Annotated in this window: 18 protein-coding genes; 9 read left to right on the forward strand and 9 right to left on the reverse strand. The window is 65.6% G+C overall.

Annotated features, from left to right (window positions below):
* Positions 1-28: 28 nt before the first annotated feature.
* Complete coding sequence (locus ACGFK1_RS16090) at positions 29-868, reverse strand: hypothetical protein (RefSeq protein ID WP_393430750.1); 840 nt, start codon at positions 866-868, stop codon at positions 29-31.
* 168 nt (positions 869-1,036) lie between these two features.
* On the opposite strand from ACGFK1_RS16090, the gene ACGFK1_RS16095 reads away from it, so the two are divergent.
* From ACGFK1_RS16095 to ACGFK1_RS16125, 7 genes are all read left to right on the forward strand, one after another.
* Positions 1,037-2,302, forward strand: coding sequence for a PucR family transcriptional regulator (locus ACGFK1_RS16095; protein ID WP_393430753.1), 1,266 nt, complete (start codon positions 1,037-1,039; stop codon positions 2,300-2,302).
* 137 nt (positions 2,303-2,439) lie between these two features.
* On the forward strand, positions 2,440-3,363 hold the full coding sequence (locus tag ACGFK1_RS16100) for an ACP S-malonyltransferase (RefSeq protein WP_393430756.1): 924 nt from the start codon (positions 2,440-2,442) through the stop codon (positions 3,361-3,363).
* Between the two features lie 70 nt (positions 3,364-3,433).
* A complete protein-coding gene (gene acpM / locus ACGFK1_RS16105; protein WP_015307814.1) occupies positions 3,434-3,733 on the forward strand; it encodes a meromycolate extension acyl carrier protein AcpM in 300 nt (99 codons plus the stop codon).
* Positions 3,730-4,980 carry a 3-oxoacyl-ACP synthase KasA gene (gene kasA / locus ACGFK1_RS16110; protein WP_393430759.1) on the forward strand — a complete coding sequence of 417 codons (1,251 nt, stop codon included), beginning with the start codon at positions 3,730-3,732 and terminating at the stop codon, positions 4,978-4,980. The genes acpM and kasA overlap by 4 nt, the downstream gene beginning before the upstream one ends.
* Positions 4,981-5,004: 24 nt before the next feature.
* A complete protein-coding gene (gene kasB / locus ACGFK1_RS16115; RefSeq protein WP_393430762.1) occupies positions 5,005-6,267 on the forward strand; it encodes a 3-oxoacyl-ACP synthase KasB in 1,263 nt (420 codons plus the stop codon).
* A 16-nt stretch (positions 6,268-6,283) separates the two neighbouring features.
* Positions 6,284-7,705, forward strand: coding sequence for an acyl-CoA carboxylase subunit beta (locus ACGFK1_RS16120; protein ID WP_393430765.1), 1,422 nt, complete (start codon positions 6,284-6,286; stop codon positions 7,703-7,705).
* 37 nt (positions 7,706-7,742) lie between these two features.
* A complete protein-coding gene (locus ACGFK1_RS16125; RefSeq protein WP_393430768.1) occupies positions 7,743-8,801 on the forward strand; it encodes a VIT1/CCC1 family protein in 1,059 nt (352 codons plus the stop codon).
* On the opposite strand, the gene ACGFK1_RS16130 is transcribed toward ACGFK1_RS16125, so the two are convergent.
* From ACGFK1_RS16130 to ACGFK1_RS16140, 3 genes are read right to left on the reverse strand one after another with little or no spacing between them, the layout of a single operon-like run.
* A complete protein-coding gene (locus tag ACGFK1_RS16130; protein ID WP_393430771.1) occupies positions 8,798-10,624 on the reverse strand; it encodes an amino acid permease in 1,827 nt (608 codons plus the stop codon). The two genes, ACGFK1_RS16125 and ACGFK1_RS16130, sit on opposite strands and share 4 nt — an antisense overlap.
* A 39-nt stretch (positions 10,625-10,663) precedes the next feature.
* Positions 10,664-12,202 carry a glycerol-3-phosphate dehydrogenase/oxidase gene (locus ACGFK1_RS16135; protein WP_393430774.1) on the reverse strand — a complete coding sequence of 513 codons (1,539 nt, stop codon included), beginning with the start codon at positions 12,200-12,202 and terminating at the stop codon, positions 10,664-10,666.
* A complete protein-coding gene (locus ACGFK1_RS16140; RefSeq protein WP_393430777.1) occupies positions 12,199-12,783 on the reverse strand; it encodes a TetR/AcrR family transcriptional regulator in 585 nt (194 codons plus the stop codon). Before ACGFK1_RS16140 ends, ACGFK1_RS16135 begins: the two co-directional genes overlap by 4 nt.
* Before the next feature lie 59 nt (positions 12,784-12,842).
* On the opposite strand from ACGFK1_RS16140, the gene ACGFK1_RS16145 reads away from it, so the two are divergent.
* Positions 12,843-14,423: an FAD-binding oxidoreductase gene (locus ACGFK1_RS16145; protein WP_393431255.1), complete on the forward strand. Its 1,581-nt coding sequence runs from the start codon at positions 12,843-12,845 to the stop codon at positions 14,421-14,423.
* Complete coding sequence (locus ACGFK1_RS16150; RefSeq protein ID WP_393430780.1) at positions 14,420-15,340, forward strand: diacylglycerol kinase; 921 nt, start codon at positions 14,420-14,422, stop codon at positions 15,338-15,340. The genes ACGFK1_RS16145 and ACGFK1_RS16150 overlap by 4 nt, the downstream gene beginning before the upstream one ends.
* 22 nt (positions 15,341-15,362) lie before the next feature.
* Here ACGFK1_RS16150 and ACGFK1_RS16155 read toward each other — a convergent pair whose 3' ends face one another.
* The 5 genes from ACGFK1_RS16155 to ACGFK1_RS16175 form a co-directional block, all read right to left on the reverse strand.
* Positions 15,363-16,532 (reverse strand): GAF domain-containing sensor histidine kinase, encoded by a 1,170-nt coding sequence (locus ACGFK1_RS16155; RefSeq protein WP_393430783.1) that lies wholly within the window; start codon positions 16,530-16,532, stop codon positions 15,363-15,365.
* A gap of 106 nt (positions 16,533-16,638) precedes the next feature.
* Positions 16,639-20,151: a carboxylic acid reductase gene (gene car, locus ACGFK1_RS16160; RefSeq protein WP_393430786.1), complete on the reverse strand. Its 3,513-nt coding sequence runs from the start codon at positions 20,149-20,151 to the stop codon at positions 16,639-16,641.
* 282 nt (positions 20,152-20,433) lie between these two features.
* The gene (locus tag ACGFK1_RS16165) at positions 20,434-22,095 is read right to left on the reverse strand and encodes an AMP-binding protein (RefSeq protein WP_393430789.1); all 1,662 of its coding nucleotides are present in this window, start codon (positions 22,093-22,095) and stop codon (positions 20,434-20,436) included.
* A 179-nt stretch (positions 22,096-22,274) separates the two neighbouring features.
* Positions 22,275-22,508 carry a hypothetical protein gene (locus ACGFK1_RS16170; protein WP_393430792.1) on the reverse strand — a complete coding sequence of 78 codons (234 nt, stop codon included), beginning with the start codon at positions 22,506-22,508 and terminating at the stop codon, positions 22,275-22,277.
* A gap of 77 nt (positions 22,509-22,585) precedes the next feature.
* Positions 22,586-24,010, reverse strand: a complete 1,425-nt coding sequence (locus ACGFK1_RS16175) for a PLP-dependent aminotransferase family protein (protein WP_393430795.1) — start codon at positions 24,008-24,010, stop codon at positions 22,586-22,588.
* Between the last annotated feature and the right edge of the window lie 334 nt (positions 24,011-24,344).

The raw sequence follows: 24,344 nt of genomic DNA on the forward strand, positions 1-24,344 counted from the left end.
TTTCTGACGGAATTCGGCGCAGAACCCATCAGAAACCGTAGCCTCGCCGATCTCCCGCGCCGCGTACCCGCCTCAGAATCCCCGGCCGGTCGTACCGCAGCTGTCGTGAGCTGACGCGCACGATGATCCAGCCTTGCGCTGCAAGGAATTCCAGACGTTCGATGTCGTCGGCGTAGTCGTCGGGATTCCTCCAGTGCTGTTCGCCGTCGTATTCCACGCCGACCAAGATGTCGGGCCAACCCATATCGATCCGCCGGCGGCCGACCTCGATCTGGGTAACGGGCCGAGGGAGCCCGTCGCGCACAAGCAGCAGACGCAGCTCTGTTTCCTTGGGTGATTCCGCGCCGCCATCGGCAAGATCCAACGCGGCATGTAGCCGACGTATGTGACGAGCACCGGGATAGCGTGCGGCGATCTGCTGAACCTCTTCGACCTTGCAGCGCGTCGCGTTGAGCAGGGCGTCGATTCGGATGATCGCGGCATCGCCGCGGACGCGTCTGCCGATGTCGTAGGCGGTGCGCGCGGGCGTCGTGCAGTTGATGCTCTGCCACAAGCAGGTCTCGTCGTCGGCGATGGAACCGGTGAACACGACGATCCCGGGTGGCGCGGGCTGCCGAATTCGGGCCAGTTCGGCCGGTGCGTTGTCGGGCAGATACTTGGTGCCGTGCATCGCGGCCGCGGAGTGCCCGATGAGCGTCGCCTCGCGATGCGACCACAACCATGCCGCCCTCGCCCGGTCGGCCGCAGACAACTCGACGCCCTTCCGGACGTAGACGTTGTGGTGCAGCTTGACGAATTGGGTGCGCAGCTCCTGACGCGTCACCAGCCCTGCCGCCAGCGCTTCGCTGCCCACGATCAGATCGTCCACATTTGATTAGGTGCGAGCGAGCGGCTAGCGGTTCCCGTCGGAATGGCGAGACTACGCAATATGACGACTATCGGACGATTTCCATCAGAAACCGTAGTTTCGGCGACCGGAGCCCCGAGAGCCCCGGACTTGGAGGATTCCTCCAGAACCGTCGCGTAACCTTTGGGGATGGTTGACAACCGGTTCATCCCCCCGAAGTCCACGCTCGAGGTGCTCCAGACCGTGCCGGAGCCGGTGCTGCGCCGGTTGAAGCAGTACTCCGGCCGGTTGGCCACCGAAGCGGTGCGCGCGATGGAGGAGCGACTGCCCTTCTTCGCCGACCTCGAGGCGTCGCAGCGGGCAAGCGTGCAATTGGTGGTGCAGGCCGCGGTGGTGAACTTCGTCGAGTGGATGCGCAACCCGCAGAGCAACGTCAGCTACACGGCGCAGGCGTTCGAGGTGGTGCCGCAGGATCTGCGACGCCGCATCGCGCTGCGTCAGTCGGTCGAGATGGTGCGCATCACCATGGAGTTCTTCGAGGAGGTCGTGCCGCTGCTGGCGCGCTCGGAGGAACAGTTGACCGCGCTGACGGCCGGAATCCTGCGCTACAGCCGCGATTTGGCGTTCGCCGCCGCCACCGCATACGCCGACCAGGCCGAGGCACGCGGCGCATGGGACACCCGGATGGAGGCCAACGTCGTCGACGCCGTGGTCCGCGGGCACACCGGACCGGAGTTGCAGTCCCAGGCGGCCGCTCTGAACTGGGACGCCACCGCACCCGCCACAGTGATCGTCGGGTTACCCCAACCCGACCGGATCGACCTCACCAGCGACGACGTCCACGATGTCGTCGAGCGCAACGGCCGCGCCGCGCTGTCGGACGTGCACGGGACCTGGCTGGTGGCCATCGTCTCCGGTGTGCTCGCGCCCACAGAGAAGTTCCTCGCAGAATTACTCGGCGTCTTCGCCGACGGGCCGGTGGTGATCGGACCGACGGCGCCCACGCTCGGTGCCGCTCATATCAGCGCCACCGAGGCCATCGCCGGAATGAACGCCGTCGCAGGCTGGAGCGGCGCGCCACGGCCGGTGTCGGCCCGGGAGTTGCTGCCTGAACGGGCGCTTCTGGGCGACGCGACGGCGATCGCGGCGCTCGAAACGGAGGTGATGAGGCCGCTCGCCGACGCCGGCCCGGCCCTCACCGACACCCTCGACGCATATCTGGACTCAGGGGGCGCGATCGAGGCCTGCGCCCGCAAATTGTTCGTTCATCCAAATACCGTCCGCTACCGGCTCAAACGTATAGCCGACTTCACGGGTCGCGATCCCACTCTTCCGCGGGACGCGTACGTGCTGCGGGTGGCGGCCACGGTGGGCAGGCTCGGCCGCCAGCCGTACCACCCCAGCACGTCAAACGCCCCAAGAGATGGCCGGCAGGCGCACGCCGCCATCCGGTGAGCGAAGCGGAAACGTTGCGGAGCGGTATCGATGGAGTCGCATCACATGCCGTTTTGTGGAAGGTCTACAAAAACATAAGACGAGGTTCATAATCTCTTACACCGCCCGAAACCGTCTTCACAGTGTTTTCTTAATCCGTGCCTCAAAAAACTGCGCTTGCCTTGCTTGCGCCCGGACAGGGCTCCCAGACTCCCGGCATGCTCGCCCCCTGGCTCGAGCTTCCCGGTGCGGCCGAGCGCCTCGCCGCGTGGTCGGAGATCGCCGGACTGGACCTAGCCCGCCTCGGCACCACCGCCACCGCTGAGGAAATCACCGATACGGCGGTGACCCAGCCGCTGGTGGTGGCGGCGACGCTGCTGGCCCACGAGGAAGTCACCCGGCGGGGGCTGTTCTCCGACAAGGACACCATCGTGGCCGGTCACTCGGTTGGCGAAATCGCTGCCTACGCGATCGCCGGTGTCATCTCCGCCGATGATGCCGTCAAGCTGGCCGCCACCCGGGGTGCGGAGATGGCCAAGGCCTGCGCGCTGGAGCCGACGGGAATGTCCGCGGTGCTCGGCGGCGATGAGGCCGAGGTACTGGCCCGGCTCGAGGCGCTCGACCTCGTTCCCGCCAACCGCAACGCGGCAGGGCAGATCGTGGCCGCAGGGGCGCTGTCCGCGCTCGACAAGCTCGCCGAAGATCCGCCCGCGAAGGCCCGGGTCCGCCAGTTGGCCACCGCGGGCGCCTTCCACACGCACTACATGGCCTCGGCCACCGATGGGTATCGCAGTGCGGCCGAGGGCGTAACAGCCGCCGAGCCGACCGCGACACTCCTTTCGAACGCCGACGGTCAGCCGGTCGCTTCGGCAGCCGACGCCATGGCCAAGTTGGTTTCACAGCTGACTCGTCCGGTGCGGTGGGATTTATGCACCGAAACTATGCGTCAGAACGATGTGTCGGCGATCGTCGAGTTCCCGCCAGCGGGGACGTTGGCAGGCATCGCCAAACGCGAACTTCGGGGGGTGCCGACGCACGCCGTCAAGTCCCCCGCTGATCTGGACGGGCTCGCTGGGGCCTGACCAGTACAACCACATAAAGATCGACCCAGTCCGAATAACCAGCAGTAACAACCAATTAGAAGGAGCCATTGTGGCCACCACCCAGGAAGAAATCATCGCCGGCATCGCCGAGATCATCGAAGAGGTCACCGGCATCGAGCCCTCCGAGGTCACCCCTGAGAAGAGCTTCGTCGACGACCTGGACATCGACTCGCTGTCGATGGTCGAGATCGCCGTGCAGACCGAGGACAAGTACGGCGTGAAGATTCCGGACGAGGACCTCGCCGGCCTGCGCACCGTCGGTGACGTTGTCGCCTACATCCAGAAGCTTGAGGAAGAGAACCCCGAGGCCGCGGCGGCCATCCGGGCGCAGATCGCGGAGACCAAGTGACCAAGCCTTCCACTGCTAACGGCGGTTTCCCCAGTGTTGTGGTGACCGCCGTTACGGCAACCACCTCGATCTCTGGAGACATCGAGAGCACGTGGAAGGGTTTGTTGGCCGGTGAGAGCGGCATCCACGTACTCGAGGACGAGTTCGTCACCAAGTGGGATCTGCCCGTTCGCATCGGCGGCCATTTGAAGGACCCCGTCGACGATCACATGGGCAGGTTGGACATGCGCCGGATGTCGTATGTCCAGCGGATGGCCAAGCTTCTTGCGGGACAACTCTGGGAGACCGCGGGCAGTCCCGAGGTCGACCCCGACCGCTTCGCGGTGGTCCTCGGCACCGGACTGGGTGGTGGCGAGAAGATCGTCGAAACCTACGACGCGATGAACGAGGGCGGGCCGCGCAAGGTGTCCCCGCTGGCCGTTCAGATGATCATGCCCAACGGGGCGGCAGCGGTGGTGGGCCTTCAACTCGGTGCCCGTGCCGGCGTCATAACCCCGGTGTCGGCCTGCTCGTCGGGTTCGGAGGCCATCGCCCACGGGTGGCGTCAGATCGTCATGGGCGACGCGGACTTCGCCGTCGTCGGTGGTGTCGAGGGCGGCATCGAGGCGTTGCCGATCGCAACGTTCTCGATGATGCGTGCGATGTCGACCCGCAACGACGATCCAGAAGGCGCTTCCCGCCCGTTCGACAAGAACCGCGACGGGTTCGTGTTCGGCGAGGCCGGCGCCATGATGATCATCGAGACCGAGGAACATGCCAAGGCCCGTGGCGCCAAGCCGCTGGCACGGCTCATGGGTGCGGGCATCACGTCCGACGCGTTCCACATGGTGGCTCCGGCCGCCGACGGGGTGCGCGCCGGTCACGCGATGAAGCGTGCGATCGAGACCGCAGGGCTGGACCCCAAGGACATCAGCCACGTCAATGCTCACGCGACCGCTACCCCGATCGGTGACACGGCCGAGGCCAACGCCATCCGGGTCGCCGGTGTGGAACACGCCGCGGTCTATGCGCCGAAGTCGGCGCTCGGTCACTCCATCGGAGCGGTCGGTGCGCTGGAGTCGGTGTTGACGGTTCTGACGCTGCGCGACGGGGTGATCCCGCCGACGCTGAACTACGAGACCCCCGATCCCGAGATCGATCTCGATATCGTTGCGGGCGAGCCTCGGTATGGCGAATACGAGTACGCCATCAACAATTCGTTCGGCTTCGGCGGTCACAATGTCGCTTTGGCGTTTGGTCGTTACTAAGCGAGAGGAACCTTCGGGGCTGTAATGGCAGGACGCACACAGCTAACGACGGGGAACGGTTTCCCCGACGTCGTTGTCACAGGTATCGCGATGACGACGGCCCTGGCAACCGACGCCGACGGCACGTGGCAGAAGCTGCTCGACGGGCAGAGCGGTATCCGCAAACTCGAGGATCCGTTCGTCGAGCAGTACAACCTTCCCGTCCGGATCGGTGGCCATCTTCTCGAGGACTTCGACTCCGAGCTCTCCCGCGTGGAGTTGCGGCGGCTGTCGTACCTGCAGAAGATGTCCACCGTCCTCGGGCGGCGGGTCTGGCAGAACGCCGGTGCACCAGAGGTCGATTCGCGTCGGTTGATGGTGTCCATCGGCACGGGCCTCGGCTCGGCCGAGGAGTTGGTCTTCGCGTACGACGACATGCGCGCAAAGGGCATGCGGGCGGTGTCGCCGCTCGCGGTGCAGAAGTACATGCCCAACTCGCCCGCAGCCGCCGTCGGTTTGGAACGCGCCGCCAAAGCCGGTGTCATCACACCGGTTTCGGCTTGTGCGTCGGGTTCGGAAGGCATCGCCCACGCGTGGCAGCAGATCGTGCTGGGCGAGGCGGACATCGCGATCTGCGGTGGCGTGGAATCGAAGATCGAGGCCGTGCCGATCGCGGGATTCGCTCAGATGCGAATTGTGTTGTCCACCACCAACGATGACCCCGCCGGCGCATGCCGTCCGTTCGACAAGGACCGCAACGGGTTTGTGTTCGGCGAGGCCGGAGCGTTGATGGTCATCGAGACCGAAGAGCACGCCAAGGCGCGCGGCGCGAACATCCTCGCGCGACTGATGGGCGCCAGCGTCACCTCGGACGGGTACCACATGGTGGCCCCCGATCCCAACGGTGAGCAGGCCGGTTACGCGATGACGCGTGCCATCCAGCTCGCGGGCTTGCAGCCCACCGACATCGACCACGTCAACGCGCACGCGACCGGGACCTCGGTCGGCGACGTGGCCGAATCGCGTGCGATCAACAATGCGATGGGTGGCCACAAACCCGCCGTGTACGCACCGAAGTCGGCACTCGGCCACTCGGTTGGTGCGGTCGGCGCGGTCGAATCCATCCTGACCGTTCTGGCGTTGCGCAACGGGGTGATCCCGCCGACGCTGAACCTGAAAAATCTCGACCCGGAGATCGACCTGGACGTCGTACACGGCGGTCCGCGACCGGGTAATTACCAGTACGCAGTGAACAACTCATTCGGATTCGGTGGGCACAACGTGGCGCTCGCCTTCGGGAAGTACTGACACACAGGAGACTTCGATGACCATCATGGCCCCGGAGGCAACCAGCGAGTCGCTGGACCCGCGTGATCCCCTGTTGCGCCTGAGCACCTTCTTCGACGACAACAGCGTCGAACTGCTGCACGAGCGGGACCGTTCGGGCGTGCTGGCCGCGGCAGGCACCGTCAACGGCGTGCGCACCATCGCGTTCTGCACCGACGGCACCGTCATGGGCGGGGCGATGGGCGTCGAGGGTTGCAGGCACATCGTCGACGCGTACGACACCGCGATCGAGGAACAGAGCCCCATCGTGGGGATCTGGCACTCCGGTGGCGCGCGGCTCGCCGAGGGTGTCAAGGCGCTGCACGCGGTCGGTTTGATGTTCGAGGCCATGATCCGCGCATCCGGTTACGTCCCCCAGATCTCGGTGGTGGTCGGCTTCGCGGCCGGCGGCGCGGCCTACGGCCCTGCGCTGACCGACGTGGTGGTGATGGCGCCCGAGGGCCGCGTGTTCGTCACCGGTCCCGACATCGTCCGCAGCGTCACCGGCGAGGACGTCGACATGACGTCGCTCGGCGGACCGGACACCCACCACAAGAAGTCCGGGGTGTGCCACATCGTCGCCGACAACGAGCTGGACGCATACGAGCGCGGTCGCCGCCTGGTCGGATTGTTCTGCCAGCAAGGCCATTTCGACCGCACCAAGGCCGAGTCGGGCGACACCGACCTGCATGCCCTGCTGCCGAATTCCGCGCGACGCGCCTACGACGTGCACCCGATCGTCGAGGCGTTGCTGGATGCCGACGCGCCTTTCGAAGAATTCCAGGCCAAGTGGGCGCCGTCGATCGTGGTGGGCCTTGGTCGGCTGTCCGGTCGCTCCGTCGGCGTCATCGCGAACAATCCGTTGCGCCTCGGCGGCTGCCTGAACTCCGAAAGCGCCGAGAAGGCAGCACGTTTCGTGCGGCTGTGCGATGCGTTCGGCATCCCGCTGGTGGTCATCGTCGACGTGCCGGGTTACCTGCCGGGTGTCGATCAGGAGTGGGGCGGGGTGGTGCGCCGCGGCGCCAAGCTCCTGCACGCTTTCGGTGAGTGCACCGTTCCCCGGGTCACCCTTGTCACCCGCAAGATCTACGGCGGTGCCTACATCGCGATGAACTCACGGTCGCTCAACGCGACGAAGGTGTTCGCATGGCCCGATGCCGAGGTGGCCGTGATGGGTGCCAAGGCCGCGGTCGGCATTCTGCACAAGAAGAAGTTGGCCGCCGCGCCCGACGACGAGCGTGAGGCGCTGCACGAGCAGCTTGCCGCCGAGCACGAACGGATCGCCGGTGGCGTGGATTCCGCCATCGAGATCGGCGTCGTCGACGAGAAAATCGACCCGGCGCACACCCGCAGCAAGCTGACCCAGGCGCTGGCCGAGGCCCCGCAGCGCCGCGGCAGGCACAAGAACATTCCGCTGTAGGTCCGCGCCGGCGGCCAGATCGATTGATGATCGCGTCATGGACTCCGATCTGCAACGCTGGCGACAGCACCTGGCCAACGAGCGCGCGGAGGCGGCGGTTTACCGCAGCCTGGCTCAGCGCCGGACGGGCGAGGAACGCGAAATCCTCCTCAGCCTTGCCGAAGCGGAACGGCGGCACGAGACTCACTGGCTGAATCTGCTCGGCGATCAGGTCGGTAAACCTCGACGCGCGGACCTGCGCACCCGGCTGCTCGGGTTCCTCGCCAGACACTTCGGCTCGGTGTTCGTGTTGGCCCTCGCGCAGCGAGCCGAGGACCGCTCCACCTACGCCACCGACGTTGACGCCACCCCGACGATGGCCGCCGACGAGCGCATCCACCTGGAAGTCGTGCGGGCACTGGCGACCCGCGGCCGCAACCAGTTGTCGGGCAGTTTCCGCGCGGCCGTGTTCGGCGCCAACGACGGACTGGTCAGCAATCTTGCGCTCGTGCTCGGCATCAGCGCGACGGGCGTCGCCAACCACACGGTGCTGGTCACCGGTCTTGCCGGACTGCTGGCAGGCGCGCTGTCGATGGGTGCTGGCGAGTACGTGTCGGTGAATTCGCAGCGCGAATTGCTGGACGCCTCGACACCCAGCCCGGAAGCCGGCGCCGCGCTACCCGAACTGGATGTGAACGCCAACGAACTGGCGCTGGTCTACCGGGCGCGGGGAATGACTGTCGAGGAAGCGAACAGCCACGCCGCCAAAGTGCTGCAGAACCTTCCGATCGGCGGGGACCAACGGCTGGCCGGGCCCGGTGCCGACCGGCATGAAGCGGTCGGCACCGGGATGCGTGCGGCGGTCTCCAGTTTCGGCTTCTTCGCGTCAGGGGCATTGATCCCCGTGTTGCCGTACTTGTTCGGTCTTGAAGGTTACGTCGCAGTGGTGGTGGCGGCCGTTCTGGTCGGAGTCGCCTTGTTGGCGACGGGAGTCATCGTCGGCCTGCTGTCGGGTGGTCCCCCGGTGCGCAGGGCGCTGCGACAGCTCATGATCGGCTACGGCGCTGCCGCTGTCACCTACTTGTTGGGCTTGCTTTTCGGCACTGGCGCAGGCTAGGTGCGCCCCGCGGATACGGGCGTGGCGACCACGTGGGTCACCGGTATCTTGTGCTCGGCGCGGGCGCGGTCGACGACATCGAAGCGGTGCCAGACCGAATACTCGGGCGGCAGCGTCGCAATCACGATCTGATCCGGGTGAAACGCGTCGGCCCCCTCCGCGAGGGCGCGTAGCGGTCGTTGATCACCCAGTGCGCCGTCGGCTTCGAGGTGCTCAGCGCGCAGCGTGGCCAGCGTGTGGTCGAGCCGGGCTTGGGCCGCCTGCTTCGTGGCCTCCCACACGTCGAGCGGGCCGTGGGTGGCCGCCGTCCCCGTTTCGATTGGGCTGAGAGGCACCTGGACGAAGTAGGTGGCGTCCTTGTCCGCGCCGATACGCCGCAACTCGTCGAGCAGCTCCGTGGAGTTAACGGTTTCATTGGCCAGCACGAGGACCCGATGTGGCTTTGCGCCAACGGCTTGCTCCGCCTCCGGCTTTCGGTTGATGAACCACTTGTTGGTGAAGTACAGCACCAGCACCACCGCCCAGGACAACAGGCTCAGCACCAACTGCGAGCGCAGCGTCTTATCGAGGAACATCTGCACCAGAATCGCCAGAATCGCCACGGCTGTGACGATCGACAGCACCGGGAACAGCCACATCTTGACCTTCAGCCCGGCGTCCGATGCGCGGTACCGCAGCACGATCTGCGAGATCGCGATGAGCAGATAGACGAACAGGATGATGGCACCGCTGGAGTTCAGCAGGAACGCGAAGATCGTGTCCGGCGATACCGCCGCGGCGATGACGCAGAGAAAACCCACCACCGACGAGGCCAGAATCGCCGTCGCAGGCACCCCGCGCCGGGTGACCCGCACCAGTTGGGCCGGTGCCTCGCGCCGAGCCGCCAGGACGAACAACATGCGGGAGGCCGTGTACATCCCCGAGTTCAGGCAGCTCAGCACGGCGGTCAACACCACCGCGTTCATGATGTGGTCGGCGTAGGGAATCCCCATCTTGGTGAACGCGGCGACGAACGGCGAGCCTGCGAGGCCTTGGTCGTTCCAGGGCAGGATCATGACGAGCAGCAACGTGGCGCCGACATAGAAGATCAGGATGCGCATGATCACCGAGTTGGCCGCCTTGGCGACGGCGCGTTCCGGGTCCGACGATTCCGCAGCGGCGATGGTGACGATCTCGGCGCCGACCATCGAGAAGATCACCGTTACGATGCCGACGGTGATCGCGCCGAAGCCCATCGGCATGAACCCGCCATGCGCCGTCAGATTGGAGACATCGGCTGACTTGTTCGGCCACAGACCGAAGACGAAAAGTGCTCCGACAGCGATGAACACGAGGATTGCGGCCACCTTGATGCCGGCGAACCAGAACTCGAACTCGCCGTAGCTCTTCACGGAGAAAAGGTTGGTCGTGGTCATCAGGATCATGAAGACCAACGCGATCAGCCACAGCGGGACATCGATCCAGTACTGCACGATTTTCGCGCCTGCGATCGCCTCGAATCCGACGACGATCACCCAGAAGTACCAGTACAGCCAGCCGACCGAGAAACCCGCCCAATGGCCGAGCGCATCGCGTGAGTAGTCGGCGAACGATCCGGTCGATGGATGGGCCACCGCCATCTCGGCCAGCATCCGCATGACCATGATGATCAGGACGCCTGCCAGCGCGTAGGTGATGAATGCGCCCGGCCCGGTGTCCGCGATGACGACGCCAGACCCGACGAACAGCCCAGCCCCGATCACGCCGCCGATCGCGATCATCCGCAGTTGGCGTTGGTTGAGGGCTTTCTTCAGCGTTGGACCAGCGGCTGTGGCCTCCGTCATTCGTTCCATGGATACGTGGTTGCCCAATCGATGACGGGGTTATGCCTGTTGGGTCAGCAATTCTTCAGCGGCCTCCGCGGCACGGGCACGATCCGACGCCACCAGCCCGATGCGGGTGCGACGGTCCAAGATGTCGTCGACCGTCATCGCGCCTTCGTGGGTGATCGCATACTCGAATTCCGCGCGAGTGACGTCGATTCCCTCAGCCACCGGTTCCGTCGGCCGCTCACAACTGGCCGAGGCGATCACGTTCGGCGCTTCCGCGCCGTAGCGGGCGAGCAGCGACCCAGGTGGCTCCACTGGGGAGCGCAGCGTGGCAACGGGATTCGATGGCGCACCCACCAGTGGCAGATTCCGGGTCCGGCAAGCGGTGGCGGCCAGCCCACGCCAGGTGATCGCGCGGTCGAGCACATCCTCGGCCATGAAGCGGTATTCGGTGAGCTTGCCGCCGATCACGCTGATCACGCCCGACGGTGACTCGACCACGGCGTGCTCCCGCGACACATCGGCCGTGCGGCCTGCTCCCGCGTCGATCAGCGGCCGCAGCCCGGCATACGCCCCGATGACGTCGTCGCGTCGGAGCGCGACGTCCAGCGCGGAGTTGACCGTGTCGAGAAGAAAGGTGATCTCCTCCGATGTCGGCTCGGGCACGTCGGGAATCGGGCCCGGCGCATCTTCGTCGGTCAGCCCGAGGTACACCCGGCCGAGCTGCTCCGGCATCGCGAAAACGAACCTGTTGATTTCCCCGGGAATCGGAATAGTCAGCGCTGCAACGGGATTGCCGAATGTCTTGGCGTCGAACACGAGGTGGGTTCCTCGGCTGGGCCGCAGCCGAATCGAGGTGTCGACCTCCCCGGCCCACACGCCGCTGGCATTGATCACCGCGTGCGCGGTGACGTCGAAAGATTCACCGGAGCGTTGATCGGTCAGCGTCACCGAGGTGCCCGTCGCATTCGACGCCGCCAGCCGCGTCAGGATGCGCGCGCCGTGCTGCGCCGCCGTCCTTGCCACCGCGGTGACAAGCCGGGCATCGTCGATGAGTTGGCCGTCGTAGGCCAGCAGAGCACCGGTCAACCCGTCCCTGCGCACAGTGGGCGCCAGTTCGATCGCCTTGGCCGCGCCGATCCGACGCGAGCGCGGCAACGTCGATGACGGCGTGCCTGCCAGCTTCCGCAGCCCGTCCCCTGCCGCGAACCCGAATCGCACCAAAGCCCTTGACGCCGTGTTCATTTCGGGCAGCAGCGGAACCAGCTGCGGCATCGCCCTGACAAGGTGCGGCGCGTTACGGGTCAGCAGGATTCCGCGTTCGATCGCGCTGCGGCGCGCGATCCCGACATTGCCGGTGGCGAGGTAGCGCAGCCCACCGTGCACCAGCTTGGAGCTCCACCGGCTGGTGCCGAACGCCAGATCGTGCTTCTCCACCAGCGCGACGCGCAAACCGCGGGTCGCTGCGTCGAGCGCGATGCCGGTGCCAGTGATACCGCCGCCGATCACGATCACGTCGAGCGGCTCACCGTCGGCGAGCGCCGCGATTTCGGCCGCGCGACGGGTCTCGTTGAGTGCGGTCGAGCCGGTCATGGTCTCAGGTATCCGTTCAGACAGTGGGCGAGTTCGACATCGAGCGCATCCGCGTCGAGGATGGGCGCAACGATCGCGCCCGACTGCATCGTCGAGCGGGCGACCAGCAGACACATCGCCGCCAGCTGACGCGGCTCACCGGGTCGCACACTGCCCTCTTCCTGCGCCAGCTTGATGTCGGCGGCCAGCGTGTCGATCAGGATCTGCTGGCTGGTGCCCAGCCGCTCCGTCAGGTAGACCATGGTCAGTTCGGGCGCCTTCCGGAAGACCGCCATGACGACCTCGTCGTCGCGCAAGTGGACGCCGACGCCGACGACGCGCTCAACCACCGCTGCGCGGCCGACGCCACGGCTCGGCACGGCGTCCAGCGCCGCGACGATGCGCGTCGTGAGCAGGGTCGCCAACACGGAGCGGATGTCGGGCCACCGCCGGTATACCGTCGGTCTGCTGACCCGTGCGCGGCGGGCGATCTCCGCCAGCGTCACTCGTTCAAGACCGTAGGCGACGACGCAGTAGGCCGCCGCATTGAGGATGCGGTCGCCCATCGCCGACGACGAGGAGTCGTTACTGATTGACACCATGTGTAATACTGTAACGCATGATCCGCCCGCACGACCACCAGAGCGCGCTGTTGCCTCCCATGAAGTGGAACGCATGGGGCGACCCTGCGGGGGCAAAACCGCTATCAGAGGGCATCCGCTCCCTCCTCAAGCAGGCCCTCGGGGTCGAGGAGTCCAGCGCCGCAGAACTCGACGCGGAGCAGGTCCGGTTGCGGCCATCTGCGCTGTTGCCCGCCGATCTCGACAGATTGGCGGCGGTCGTCGGCGCCGACTACTGCAAGGTCGACGACAACGCCCGCCTGCTCAGAGCAGGCGGCAAATCCACGCTGGATCTGTTGCGCCGCAAAGATTTCGGCGTTCAGGACGCGCCAGACGCAGTGCTGCTGCCCGGCTCTGAGGACGAGGTGGCGGGAATCCTGCGGTTCTGCGCCGACCGCAGCATCGCGATCGTCCCGTTCGGCGGTGGCACCAGCGTGGTCGGCGGCCTCGACCCGATCCGTGGCGACTTCAAGGCCGTCATCTCCCTGGACTTGCGGCGGCTGAACCAGTTGCACTCCCTCGACGAGGTCTCCGGCGAGGCGGAGTTGGGTGCGGGCGTAACGGGGCCCGATGCCGAGCGACTGCTGGGCGAACGAGGCTACTCGCTCGGCCATTTCCCGCAGAGCTTCCAGTTCGCGACCATCGGTGGATTCGCTGCGACCCGGTCCTCGGGCCAGGACTCCGCAGGCTACGGTCGCTTCAACGACATGGTTCGCGGGCTGCGCACGGTCACCCCCGCCGGTGTCCTCGACCTCGGGCGCGCACCGGAGTCCGCGGCAGGGCCCGACCTGAGGCAACTGATGATCGGGTCGGAAGGGGTGTTCGGCATCATCACCCGCGTTCGGGTGCGGGTACATCCGGTGCCCGAGACGAAGCGGTATGAGGCATGGTCGTTTCCGGATTTCACCACCGGGGCCGACGCGCTGCGGGCCGTCGTGCAGACCGGCGCCGGACCGACGGTGATCCGCCTGTCGGACGAGGCCGAGACCGGGGTCAACCTGGCCACCACCGAGAGCATCGGCGAAGACAGCATCACCGGCGGGTGCTTGGCGATCACAGTGTTCGAGGGTTCGGCCGCCCACACGGAGAGCAGGCACGTTGAAACCCGCGCGCTGCTCGAGGCGAAGGGCGGCACGTCGCTTGGCAAGGCGCCCGCGCGTGCATGGGAGCACGGCCGGTTCAACGCCCCCTATCTTCGGGACTCACTACTGTCGGCCGGCGCGCTGTGCGAAACCCTCGAGACGGCGACCAATTGGTCGAATGTGCCCGCGCTCAAAGCCGCCGTCACCGAGGCGTTGACGGCGTCGCTGGCCGAATCCGGCACGCCGGCGCTTGTGCTGTGCCACATTTCGCATGTGTATCCGACGGGCGCCTCCCTCTACTTCACCGTCGTCGCCGGGCAGCGCGGCAATCCGATCGAGCAGTGGCGCAAGGCGAAGGCCGCCGCGTCGGATGCGATGATGCGCACCGGCGGCACGATCACCCACCACCACGCGGTGGGCGCCGATCACCGGCCGTGGATGCGCGACGAAATCGGCGACCTCGGCGTCGCGGTGCTGCGAGCAGTCAAGGCCACGCTCGACCCGACCGGAATCCTCAACCCCGGCAAGCTGATTCCGTGAACCAGCGCCAGATCGGCCGCGTCACCGTTTTGACGAACCCGATGTCGGGCCACGGGAACGCCAAGCACGCGGCTGAACGCGCGGTCGCCCGGTTCCAACAGCGCGGCGTCGACGCTTGCGAAATCGTCGGCAGCGACGCCGAACACGCGCGTCAACTGCTCGACGAAGCGCTGCAGCACGGCACCGATGCGCTGGTGGTCTGCGGCGGCGACGGTGTGATCTCGCTGGCGCTGCAGTCGCTGGCACTCGGCGACGTCCCACTCGGCATCATCCCGGCGGGCACCGGCAACGACCATGCCCGCGAATACGGCCTTCCCAGAAACGATCCCGAGGCCGCTGCCGACATCGTCGCCGACGGCTGGACACAGACCGTCGACCTCGGCCGCATCGACAACCACGCGGGCACCCAGAAGTGGTTCGGCACCGTGATGGCGGCAGGTTTCGACTCGCTGGTCAGCGATCGGACCAATCGCATGCGCTGGCCGCATGGCCGGATGCGGTACAACGTCGCGATGGTCGCGGAGATCTCGCAATTGCGGCCGCTGCCGTTCCGACTGGCTTTCGACGACGGCGAGACGATCGTCGCCGACCTGACACTGGCCGCGTTCGGAAATACCAGGAGCTACGGCGGCGGCATGTTGATCTGCCCCGGCGCCGACCACACCGACGGCCAACTCGACATCACGATGGTGCACGCCACCTCGCGCAGTCGGCTGATTCGCTTGTTCCCCACCGTGTTCAAGGGCACCCACGTCAACCTGGAGGCCGTCACGACCGCCAGGGCCCGGTCGGTGAGCGTCGACTCCCCCGGGATCAATGCCTACGCCGACGGCGAATACGCGTGCCCGCTGCCGGTCGAGGTGTCAGCCGTGCCGGGCGCGCTGAAGATTCTGCGGCCGCCAGCGGTTGGGCACTAACCGACCGTCGCAGGGTGGACCCTCAGTCGGTAAAACAACTGCACGGTGGTCGCGTTGAGGGCACGGTCGTCGGGAGCTGACAAAGGCCGACGGTTCCTTGGCCCGGCGCGCTTGTGACTTCCAACGTTCCGCGCAGAGCTTCCACGCGGTCGCGAAGACCGATGATGCCGGAGCCTGCGGGATCGGCTCCGCCGATTCCGTCGTCTCGGACCGAAACGTGTAGCTGGTCGTCATAGAGGTGGGCGCGGATTTGAACTGCGGTCGCCCCAGCGTGCTTCGCGGCGTTCGTGAGCATCTCCGAAACCACATAGTAGGCAGCGACTTCGATTGACGTCGGCAACCGGTCGGTGAAGGAAACCCAGACATCCACCGGAATAGTGGATCGCCGTCCGAGTGCTCGCAGGGCCGGGCCCAGTCCGGCTTCGGACAGCACCGCAGGGTGTATCCCCTGGGTGACTTCCCGAAGTTGATTGTTGATCTCGACGGCGTCGGTGACGGCGGCGGACAGACTGTCGCGAGCAGCCTGGAGATCGGTGCACGACTCAGCCGCGGTCCGCAGTCGCAGGGCCAGTGCGACGAGACGTTGTTGCGCACCGTCGTGTAAATCGCGAGTGATCTGCCGGCGCGCTTCGTCTGTGGAGGAGACCAGTCGTGCGCGCGATGCGATCAGCTCCGCGCGATGGTGAGCCGTCGCGATGGCGGTCGAAAGGAGATCGGTGAATTCCATCATGCGGAGTTCGGTGCACGACGGCAATGGGCCCTGTGCCGATCCGACGGCGATCATGCCCCAGAGTCGACCGTTGACGGTGATGGGCATACCGACGGCGCAGCGCAGTCCTTCGTCGACGTACGGTTTCCCGCCCGGTATGTCGCGGTAGTCGTCGACGCGGGCGGGTGCGCCGGTGCGTCGGATAGTCGCCGTCAGGCCGGCTTCGGGATAGTTCTTCCACACTTGACCCACAATTACGTGCGGACCGACTGTACCTTCGTTGGCCAAGACGGTTGCAGTTCCGTCTATCTCGTAGCGAATCATCCGGGCGGTTCCGGAGCCGAAGCGGCGAAGGGCTTCCTTGGTGACGGCGTCGAACACCGTTTCCGGGGTGGCGCCGTTGGCGACGAGCATCGCAATGCGCCGCAACGAGGCCTCGGTCGCTGCGAGTTCACGAAACCGACCGCAGTCGGCGGTGGTCATCGGCGCACCATTTCTCTTGGAGCGCATGCCATGGCGATTCCCTCTGACGTCGAGGCGATCGGATCCGAGACCGAGCGCTTGACGGCACTCGTCATCCTCGGGCCGATCAGAGCAGTCCGAGTAGTTGTAGGTCGGTGATGTATTTGATGATGACTTCGCGTGTCACGTGCGGAATGTCTTTGTCGGGACCGATTTTGGCTTCTTGTACGGCGGTGCGGAACCGGTCGGTCGGGGCGATCGACCCGCGGATCGGTGGTTGGGGCCGTTGATAGTTGTGCAGCAGCGGAAGCAGCGAGGCTTGGCGCTGGGGCTCGGGCAGGGCCCGCATTGCCGTCTGGAAGCGCTGCAGCCAGCCGGCGTAGTCGCCGACCCGGCGCACCGGGAAGCCGGCGTCGATGAGCCAGTCGACGTACTCGTCGAGCCCGATGCCGTCGTCGTAGGGGTTCATCACGTGATAGGTCTGGAACCCTTCGGTGACGTGCGCCCCCAGCGTGCAGATCGCCTCGGCGATGAACTCGACCGGCAGCCCGTCGTAGTGCGACCGCTGCCGGTTGCCGTCGGCGTCGAGCTCGTAGAACGAGTCGGGGGCGATTCCGGTGGCCACCAGGCTCAGCATCAGCCGGGTGAACATGTCGGGCACGTTGAGCTGACCGGCATAGCTGGTGTCGGCAAGGATCATGTCGCAGCGGAACACCGAGACGGGTAGGCCGCACAGGTCGTTGGCCTCGCGCAGCAGCACCTCGCCGGCCCACTTGCTGGTGCCGTAGCCGTTGGCGTAGGTGTCGTCGATGGTGCGGGTGGCGCTGTAGACGCGCACGTCGCCGTCCTCGGTGAACTGGCCGGCCTCGATGCCCGCCCCCACACCGATCGTCGACACGTAGATGAACGGTTTGCGTTTTGTGGTCAGCGCGATGCGGATCAGTTCGGCGGTGCCCGCTGCGTTGGGTCCGAACAGCTGGCTGTAGGGCAGCACGTGGTTGACCAACGCGGCCGGGTCGACGATCAGGTCGACGGTGTCGGCCAGCCGCTGCCAGCTCTGGGGGCTCAGACCGAGGTTGGCTTCCCCCTTGTCGCCGGCGATCACCTCGAGGTGATCGGCGGCCAATTCGCGGTAGTGGCGCAGCAGGTCGGGGTCGCCGCTGTCGAAGGTGTGGTCTAGCCGGGCCCGGGCGGTGGCGTCGTCTTTGGCGCGCACCAGGGCGATGACCTTGCCGTCGACCAGGTCCATCCGTTCCAGCCATTCCAGCGCCAGATAGCGGCCCAGGAATCCGGTGGCGCCCGTAAGCAGCACAGTGCGCACCTCGCTGCTGGGCCCTGGCAGTCCCGGTGCCGCCGCCAGCGTGGTGGCGTCGAGGAACTTGTCCAGCGTCAGATCGGCCGCGTGCACCTCGGTGGCGTCACGGCCGTGCACCGAGGCGAACGTCGGGCGCGTGCTGCCGGGTTGGCGTTCGGCCTCGATGTAGGCCGCCAGCGCGGCCAGGTCGTTGGCGGGGCTGACGATCACCCCGACGGGCACCTCGATGTCGAAGATCTCGTGTAGCAGGTTGGCGAACGTCAACGCCGACAGTGAATCTCCACCCAGATCGGTGAAGTGCGCGTCGGGCTGCAGTTCACTGGCCGCAGCACCCAGCAGTGCGCCGGCGGCGCGGCTGATCGTCTCCAGCACCGGGCGATCAGCGCCGTGCTGGCGCAACTCCCGCAGTTCGGTGGCCTGGTTGTCGGCCAGGTCGGTGTAGAGCTGTTCGAGTCGATCGCGGTAGTGCTGGGTGACCTTCGGGCGGGCCAGTTTGCGGATGCCGGTCAGCATGCCGTTCTCGAGCGTGAATGGTGTGGTGTCGATGAGGAAGTCGCGTGGAATCTCATAGGACTGCAGGTTCGCGGCTTTAGCCACCTCTTGCAGCGATTCGCTGATCAACGCCTTGAGCTCATCCACCCCGTGGCGGGCCAATGCCTCTTCGGTCGGCACGATCACGGCCAGCAGGTAGGACCGGGCGCTGTTGCCGTAGACGAAGATCTGTCGCACCAACGGGCTGTCGCCGAACACCGCCTCCAGTTTCGCGACCGTGACGAACTCGCCCTGCGACAGTTTGAGCACGTTGTTGCGGCGGTCGACATATTCCAGCCGGTCGGGTCCCAGTTCGGCGACGATGTCGCCGGTGCGGTAATAGCCGTCGGCGTCGAACACCTCGGCGGTGATCTCGGGCCGCTTGTAATAGCCGGGGAACATCGTCTCCGACTTCACCAGCAACTCACCACGCGGATAAGGGCGATCGGTGCTGAAGTACCCCAGATCCGGCACATCGACCAACTTGTAGTCGATCACCGGCGGGCGCTGCACCTGACCGTCGACGAACACCGCACCCGCTTCGGTGGAGCCGTATCCATCTGTCAGATGCAGGTCGAGCAACGACTCCACGAACACCCGCATATCGGCGGACATGGGCGCCGATGCTGTCGTCGCTGACGCGAACCGCCCGCCAAGCAGGGCTCTGCGCATGTCGGCGAGAACGTCGGATTCCACGGCCCACCGGTCACCACCGTCGACGATCCGCCGCTCGAGTTCGCTCTGGTAGTGCTGGTACACCATGTCCCAAATTCTCGGGACGAAGCTCAGCTGGGTCGGGCGGGTCAAAGCCAGATCCTCGAAGAGCGTCGAAAGATCGCTTTTCGCAACGAAATACGCCGTGCCGCCGGCACCCAGCGTGGCGTAGAGGATGCCCCGGCCCATCATGTGGCTCATCGGCATGAAGTTCAAGGTGATCGACGGAATCGTGCCACCATCACTCCACACCGTCCCGTGGGACCGGCGCCACGAGTTAGCGACCGCCTTCGCCGTATACATCGCGCCCTTGGGCGTTCCGGTGCTGCCGGAGGTGTAGATCAGCAGCGCCAAGTTGGAGTCGTCGCCGGAGTCGAAGGGCGGCGGGACCGTCACCGCACTGCCGCGGGCGATCACGTCAGTCAACGTCTCGATGACGACCGGTTTATCGGCCAGTCGCGCGGTTGCCGCTTCCAAGGCCTCGCGGTGGTCATCGTCCTCGGCGTGGTAGTCGAACACCACCAGCCGCTCGGGCAGATGACCGGTCAGCATGACCTCCACGGCGTCGTCGAGGAAATCGACACTCGACGCGATCGCCACCGGCTCCGTCTCGGCGGCGATGGGCCGCAACTGCGCGACCGGCGCACTGGTCTGGAGCGGCACCGACACGGCGCCAAGATGCAGCAGCGCCATGTCCAGCGTGGCGTAGTCGACGCTCGTGAATCCGAGGATCGCAACGCGATCGCCGGGCCGCACCGGATGCTCCGTCAAGACCCCCGCGACACTGTGCACACGGTCCGACAGCTCCCGGTAGGTGATGGTGTTGAAAATAGGGAGCAACTGCGCGGACGTCCGGCCAGTGGACGGGTCGGTCACGAACTCAACGGCGCGCTGCCCCAGGGCAGGACGGTCGGCGTAACCGTCCAGCACCGTCCGGACGATCTGTGGCAGCCGCACATCGGCCACTTCAATGGCATGGGCGACGGACTCACTTGGTCGAGCGTCGGCGAACTGCTGGTCAGTGGCATACAGGTGCGAAATACGGTGCTGCAGCCGCTGTTCACGGGTGTCATTCGGCATAGACGATCCTTGGTTAGGTTGGGAAGTTTGCAACGTCGATCGGTTAGGAGTTCACTGCTATCTCCGTAATTTGTTGAGCTCCAGATAGGCTGACTGAACACCCCTTTCTTGACTCGGCTGTCACCCAATTATTGGTCTCAGATCCTCATGTGCGAGGGTCAGTTGTCGGGAATCGTGCAGGGTCACTTGGCATCTCGATCCAGTGCCATGTCGGTGCATGGGCCCGCGACGGTGTTCTGTTCGCTCTCCACCACCGTCATCCCAAAGCGAAACGGGTTGCTGTTAGTCGCTGAGGTCGGCTTCGCCCCTCAGCCAGCGCCGCAGCAACTCCTTGCGGACCTTCCCGGTGCTGTTGCGAGGCAGAGCGTCGACACACTCGAGTCGGCTGGGCAGATACCAATCCGTCATGCCTAGGCCGTCGAGATGCCGACGAAGTTCGTCCAAGGTGACCCGGGGCATCCCGGTGGGAACGACGACGGCACAGGCCAACTCACCTCCCTGCGCGTCCGGATAGCCGACCAGGGCCACGTCTCGAACGCCGGGATGGTGTAGCAACTCAGATTCGACGTCGGCCACCGGTATCATGAACACCCCGCCAATCCTGTCGCCAGCGCGGCCCATCAACCGAATACCTCCGCGCCCGTCGGGCACCGCCAAGTCGCCTGTGGCATACCAGCCGTCGTCATGCTCGGAGATGACCACCACCGTGCCCGTGTCACGTCCTACCGTGGCCACACACACGCCGCCACTTCGCACGAACAGTTCACCGGGCCGCTCGCGGCTGATCTCGCCGTCGGATCGCAGTTCCAGTTCCACTGACAGCACCGGTCTACCATCGCTGTGGGCGGCCCAGTCCGGCGGGTCGTCGCTCCGGGTCATCGTCGCCACACCGATCTCTGTCATCGCCCAAGTGGTCTGCAGCGGTAGGCCGAACGTGTTTGTGACTGCTGCGGCCAGTGGTGCCGGGATAGTCGTGGCGCCGGTGGCGACCGTGCGCAAGGCCGGAAGAACTTGCGAACCCGTCCGCTCCCCCAGTGCTGCTATCAAGTCATTGATGAAGACCGGTGCGACAACCGCCAGTCGCGTGGTGGCGCTCTCGGCCATCACCTCCAACCCCCTTGGCCCCGACCAGGAGTCGAGCAGGACGATCGAGGCGCCGGTCTGCATCGCTGATCTGGCCGACATCTGCGCCGCCATGTGCATGAGGGCATGCGGGCTGAACAACACGTCCGAAGACTCGATGCCCATTATCTCGCAGACGGCGACGGTGGTGGTAAACAGCGTGTTCTCGGTGTGCAGCGCCGCTTTGGGCTCGCCTGAAGTTCCCGAAGTGAAAAACACTGCTGAGACAGCGTCCGTATCCTCGCTGACATCGTCCAGTGCCACTGGGTGGCGCTGCTCCCACGGAGTCTCCTCGAAGAACGAGGTGAACTCGATATCTCCCTTGGTGGCCTTCCCGAGGACAACCCGGTGACGCAACGTCGGCAGTCGGGAAGCCATCTCCCGCAACGCCTTAGCATGCTCGAAACCCGCCCACCGGTCCACGGTGATGCAGACGCTGGCGTCCACCCGTTGGAGCATTCGCTCCATCTCACGGGGTCGCATCGTGGTCATACACGGCGCTTGCACTGCACCCAGCCGAGCGATGGCCTGGAACAACACCAGCGCCTGCCACCAGTTCGGCAGCTGGATCGCAACCACCTGGCCCCGACGCACGCCCAGTTCGTACAGTGCGCCCGCAAAGCGCTCGACGAGATGCGCATAAGAGTCATAGCTGATCCGTGCCGGTGCATCGGAGGCCCCGAATGCGGTGACTGCCAAGGCCTGCGGCGTCTCGTCGCGCCACCGGCGCAGATAGCTGATCGACCCGTAATCACGCCACACCCCAGCGTCGCGGTACTGGCGCATCGTGGAATCCGAGGGGCGAATCGTAAGGGGCAACATGTATTCTCCTGATGGCATTGCTTACTTCATGACGTGACCGACGATCGTCGCCATACTCAATCGGTTCGATGGCTGACTCGCCACCCGATGTCTAAGCGAGTCAATGCGTCGGTCTTCGATGATCAACGGCCAATTGGCTCAGTGGAGCCCGTGGATCTGCATTCCTATCGGCCAGTGGTTCACGCACCCCAAACCACGAACATCGCACCCACCAGCAGCGAGGTGGTGATGCGGTAGTGGGCACTGATCCCCAGCCCAAGCAGCAGGCGGAAGATTGCAAGCTGCCTGCACAAACCGAATCCAAAAAGCTCCAGCGCATTCCCCACGAGTTCTTCGTCGAAGAACTCGTCACCAGGAATTGCGGGCAATGTGACTGAAGGATCGGTGATCTTGGGGTTCTCTGCGATCAACATGATTCAACGCTAACGGCGGTAACGCTCACATAGTGGGCCATTCGACCGCGACCAGGTTGGGCCAGTTGCCGGACGGGTCAGGGCAACACCTCTATCAAAGCTGCCAATGCCGCTGACCATGCACTTGGGGAGGGTGAAGCGTAGCCAATCACGAAACCTTCACGCACGGACTTGATTTCGGAGTGACGATAGTAGTCGAGAGCCTCCACTCCCAACCGTCGCCATGGACGCTGTCGAAACAGCGCACTCTCGTCACCATCGGCAGGCTCAAGCACCACATGGAGACCTGCGGCGGTTCCTCTCAGGGTGGTTCTCGGCGATGATTGGGCAACCGCGGCAACAAGTTCATCGCGTCGGCGTCGATACTTGGCGCGCATGGTGCGAATGTGTCTGTCATAGGAGCCTGAGGTGATGAATTCGGCCATGGCCAACTGGTCGACGAAGCCGCATGTCGCCTCGGTTTCGCCCTTCTGCCGCACCACGGCCTCGACGAGTGTTTCTGGCACGACCAGCCAGCCGATGCGAAGGCCCGGCGCCAGTGACTTGCTCGCGGTACCCATGTAAATGACATGCTCGGGACCGTCACCGTGCAGCGCCCCGACGGGGCTTTTGTCATAGCGGAATTCCCCGTCGTAGTCGTCTTCAATGATCACGCTGTTGGTTCGTCGGGCCCAATCGATGACCGCTGCGCGGCGGTCGGAATGCAAGGACACGCCGAGGGGGAACTGGTGGGCAGGCGTGAGCAACACACCTCCCACCTCCGTCATGTCATCCAGAGCCCCTACCTCAGCACCATGGGCGTCCACTGCCATTGGTGGGCAACGTAATCCCGCCCTCGTCAGCGACTCCCGCTGCGAGGGTAGGCCGAACTCCTCGACGCCAACGGCGGCAACCCCGGCATCTGCCAACGCACCGGCGATGAGACTCAGGCCTTCGGCGGCCCCGCTGGTCACCACGATGTTGCACGGTCGAGCCCGTACCCCGCGGGTGCGAGCGAGATATTGGGCAAGGGCGCGGCGAAGCTCCGGTCGGCCATGCGGGTCGGCGTAGCCGAACGCCTCGAACGGTGCCGATGTCAACGCGCGCTTGACCGCTCGACTCCACTCAGCCCGTGGAAAGGACGACAGGTCCGGATGGCCGGGCCGTAGGTCGTGGTTCAACCGGCGCGGTGCCTGTCTCCTAGGGGGTGCTGCCAACGCGCCCACGAATTCGGCCGCACGGAAAGAAACGAACGTGCTCGAGCCATGTTGTGATGTCAACCAGCCCTCGGCGATGAGTTCCGCGTACGCGCGCGCGACAGTGTTTCTCGCGACTCCGAGGTCGGCAGCCAGTGCGCGGCTTGAGGGCAACCGAGTGCCTGGTAGCAGTCGCCCGGAACGTATCGCGGTACGAATGGCTTCCATGACGCCGTCGCGCACCCTGCCGCCGGGGCGATCCAGGTGGATGTCCAGTCCGGCGACCGAACTCTGCGTTCGCCGTGGTGGGTGCGCCCCAGTGGTCATGGTCGCCGCCTTGGATGAAGGGATACTGAGAAATCACGGCCGAATGCCCGCTGCCCGGGAGCCAACCAACCGTCGCCGGCCGCTCCGCAGGCCGGGTACTCATTCAGAACAAGACGTTCCAGCTCGCTTGCCCGGAATCTCGCGGTCTCAGTGGTTATTTCACGGCCGCGGCCGTGCGTACCGGATTGCACCGCGAGGCAGCATGGTAGCTGCTGGTGTCGAGATGCCGCTTCGATTACCTGGATCATTCTGCGTCCGATAGGTAGTACTGCCAATCCAGCCGGCGGCAAGGTCGGTGCACCACAGGGGCAGCATTCGAAGCCCCCTGCGCCTC

The sequence above is a fragment of the Mycobacterium sp. NPDC048908 genome, from assembly GCF_043197955.1.
Lineage (GTDB): Bacteria > Actinomycetota > Actinomycetes > Mycobacteriales > Mycobacteriaceae > Mycobacterium.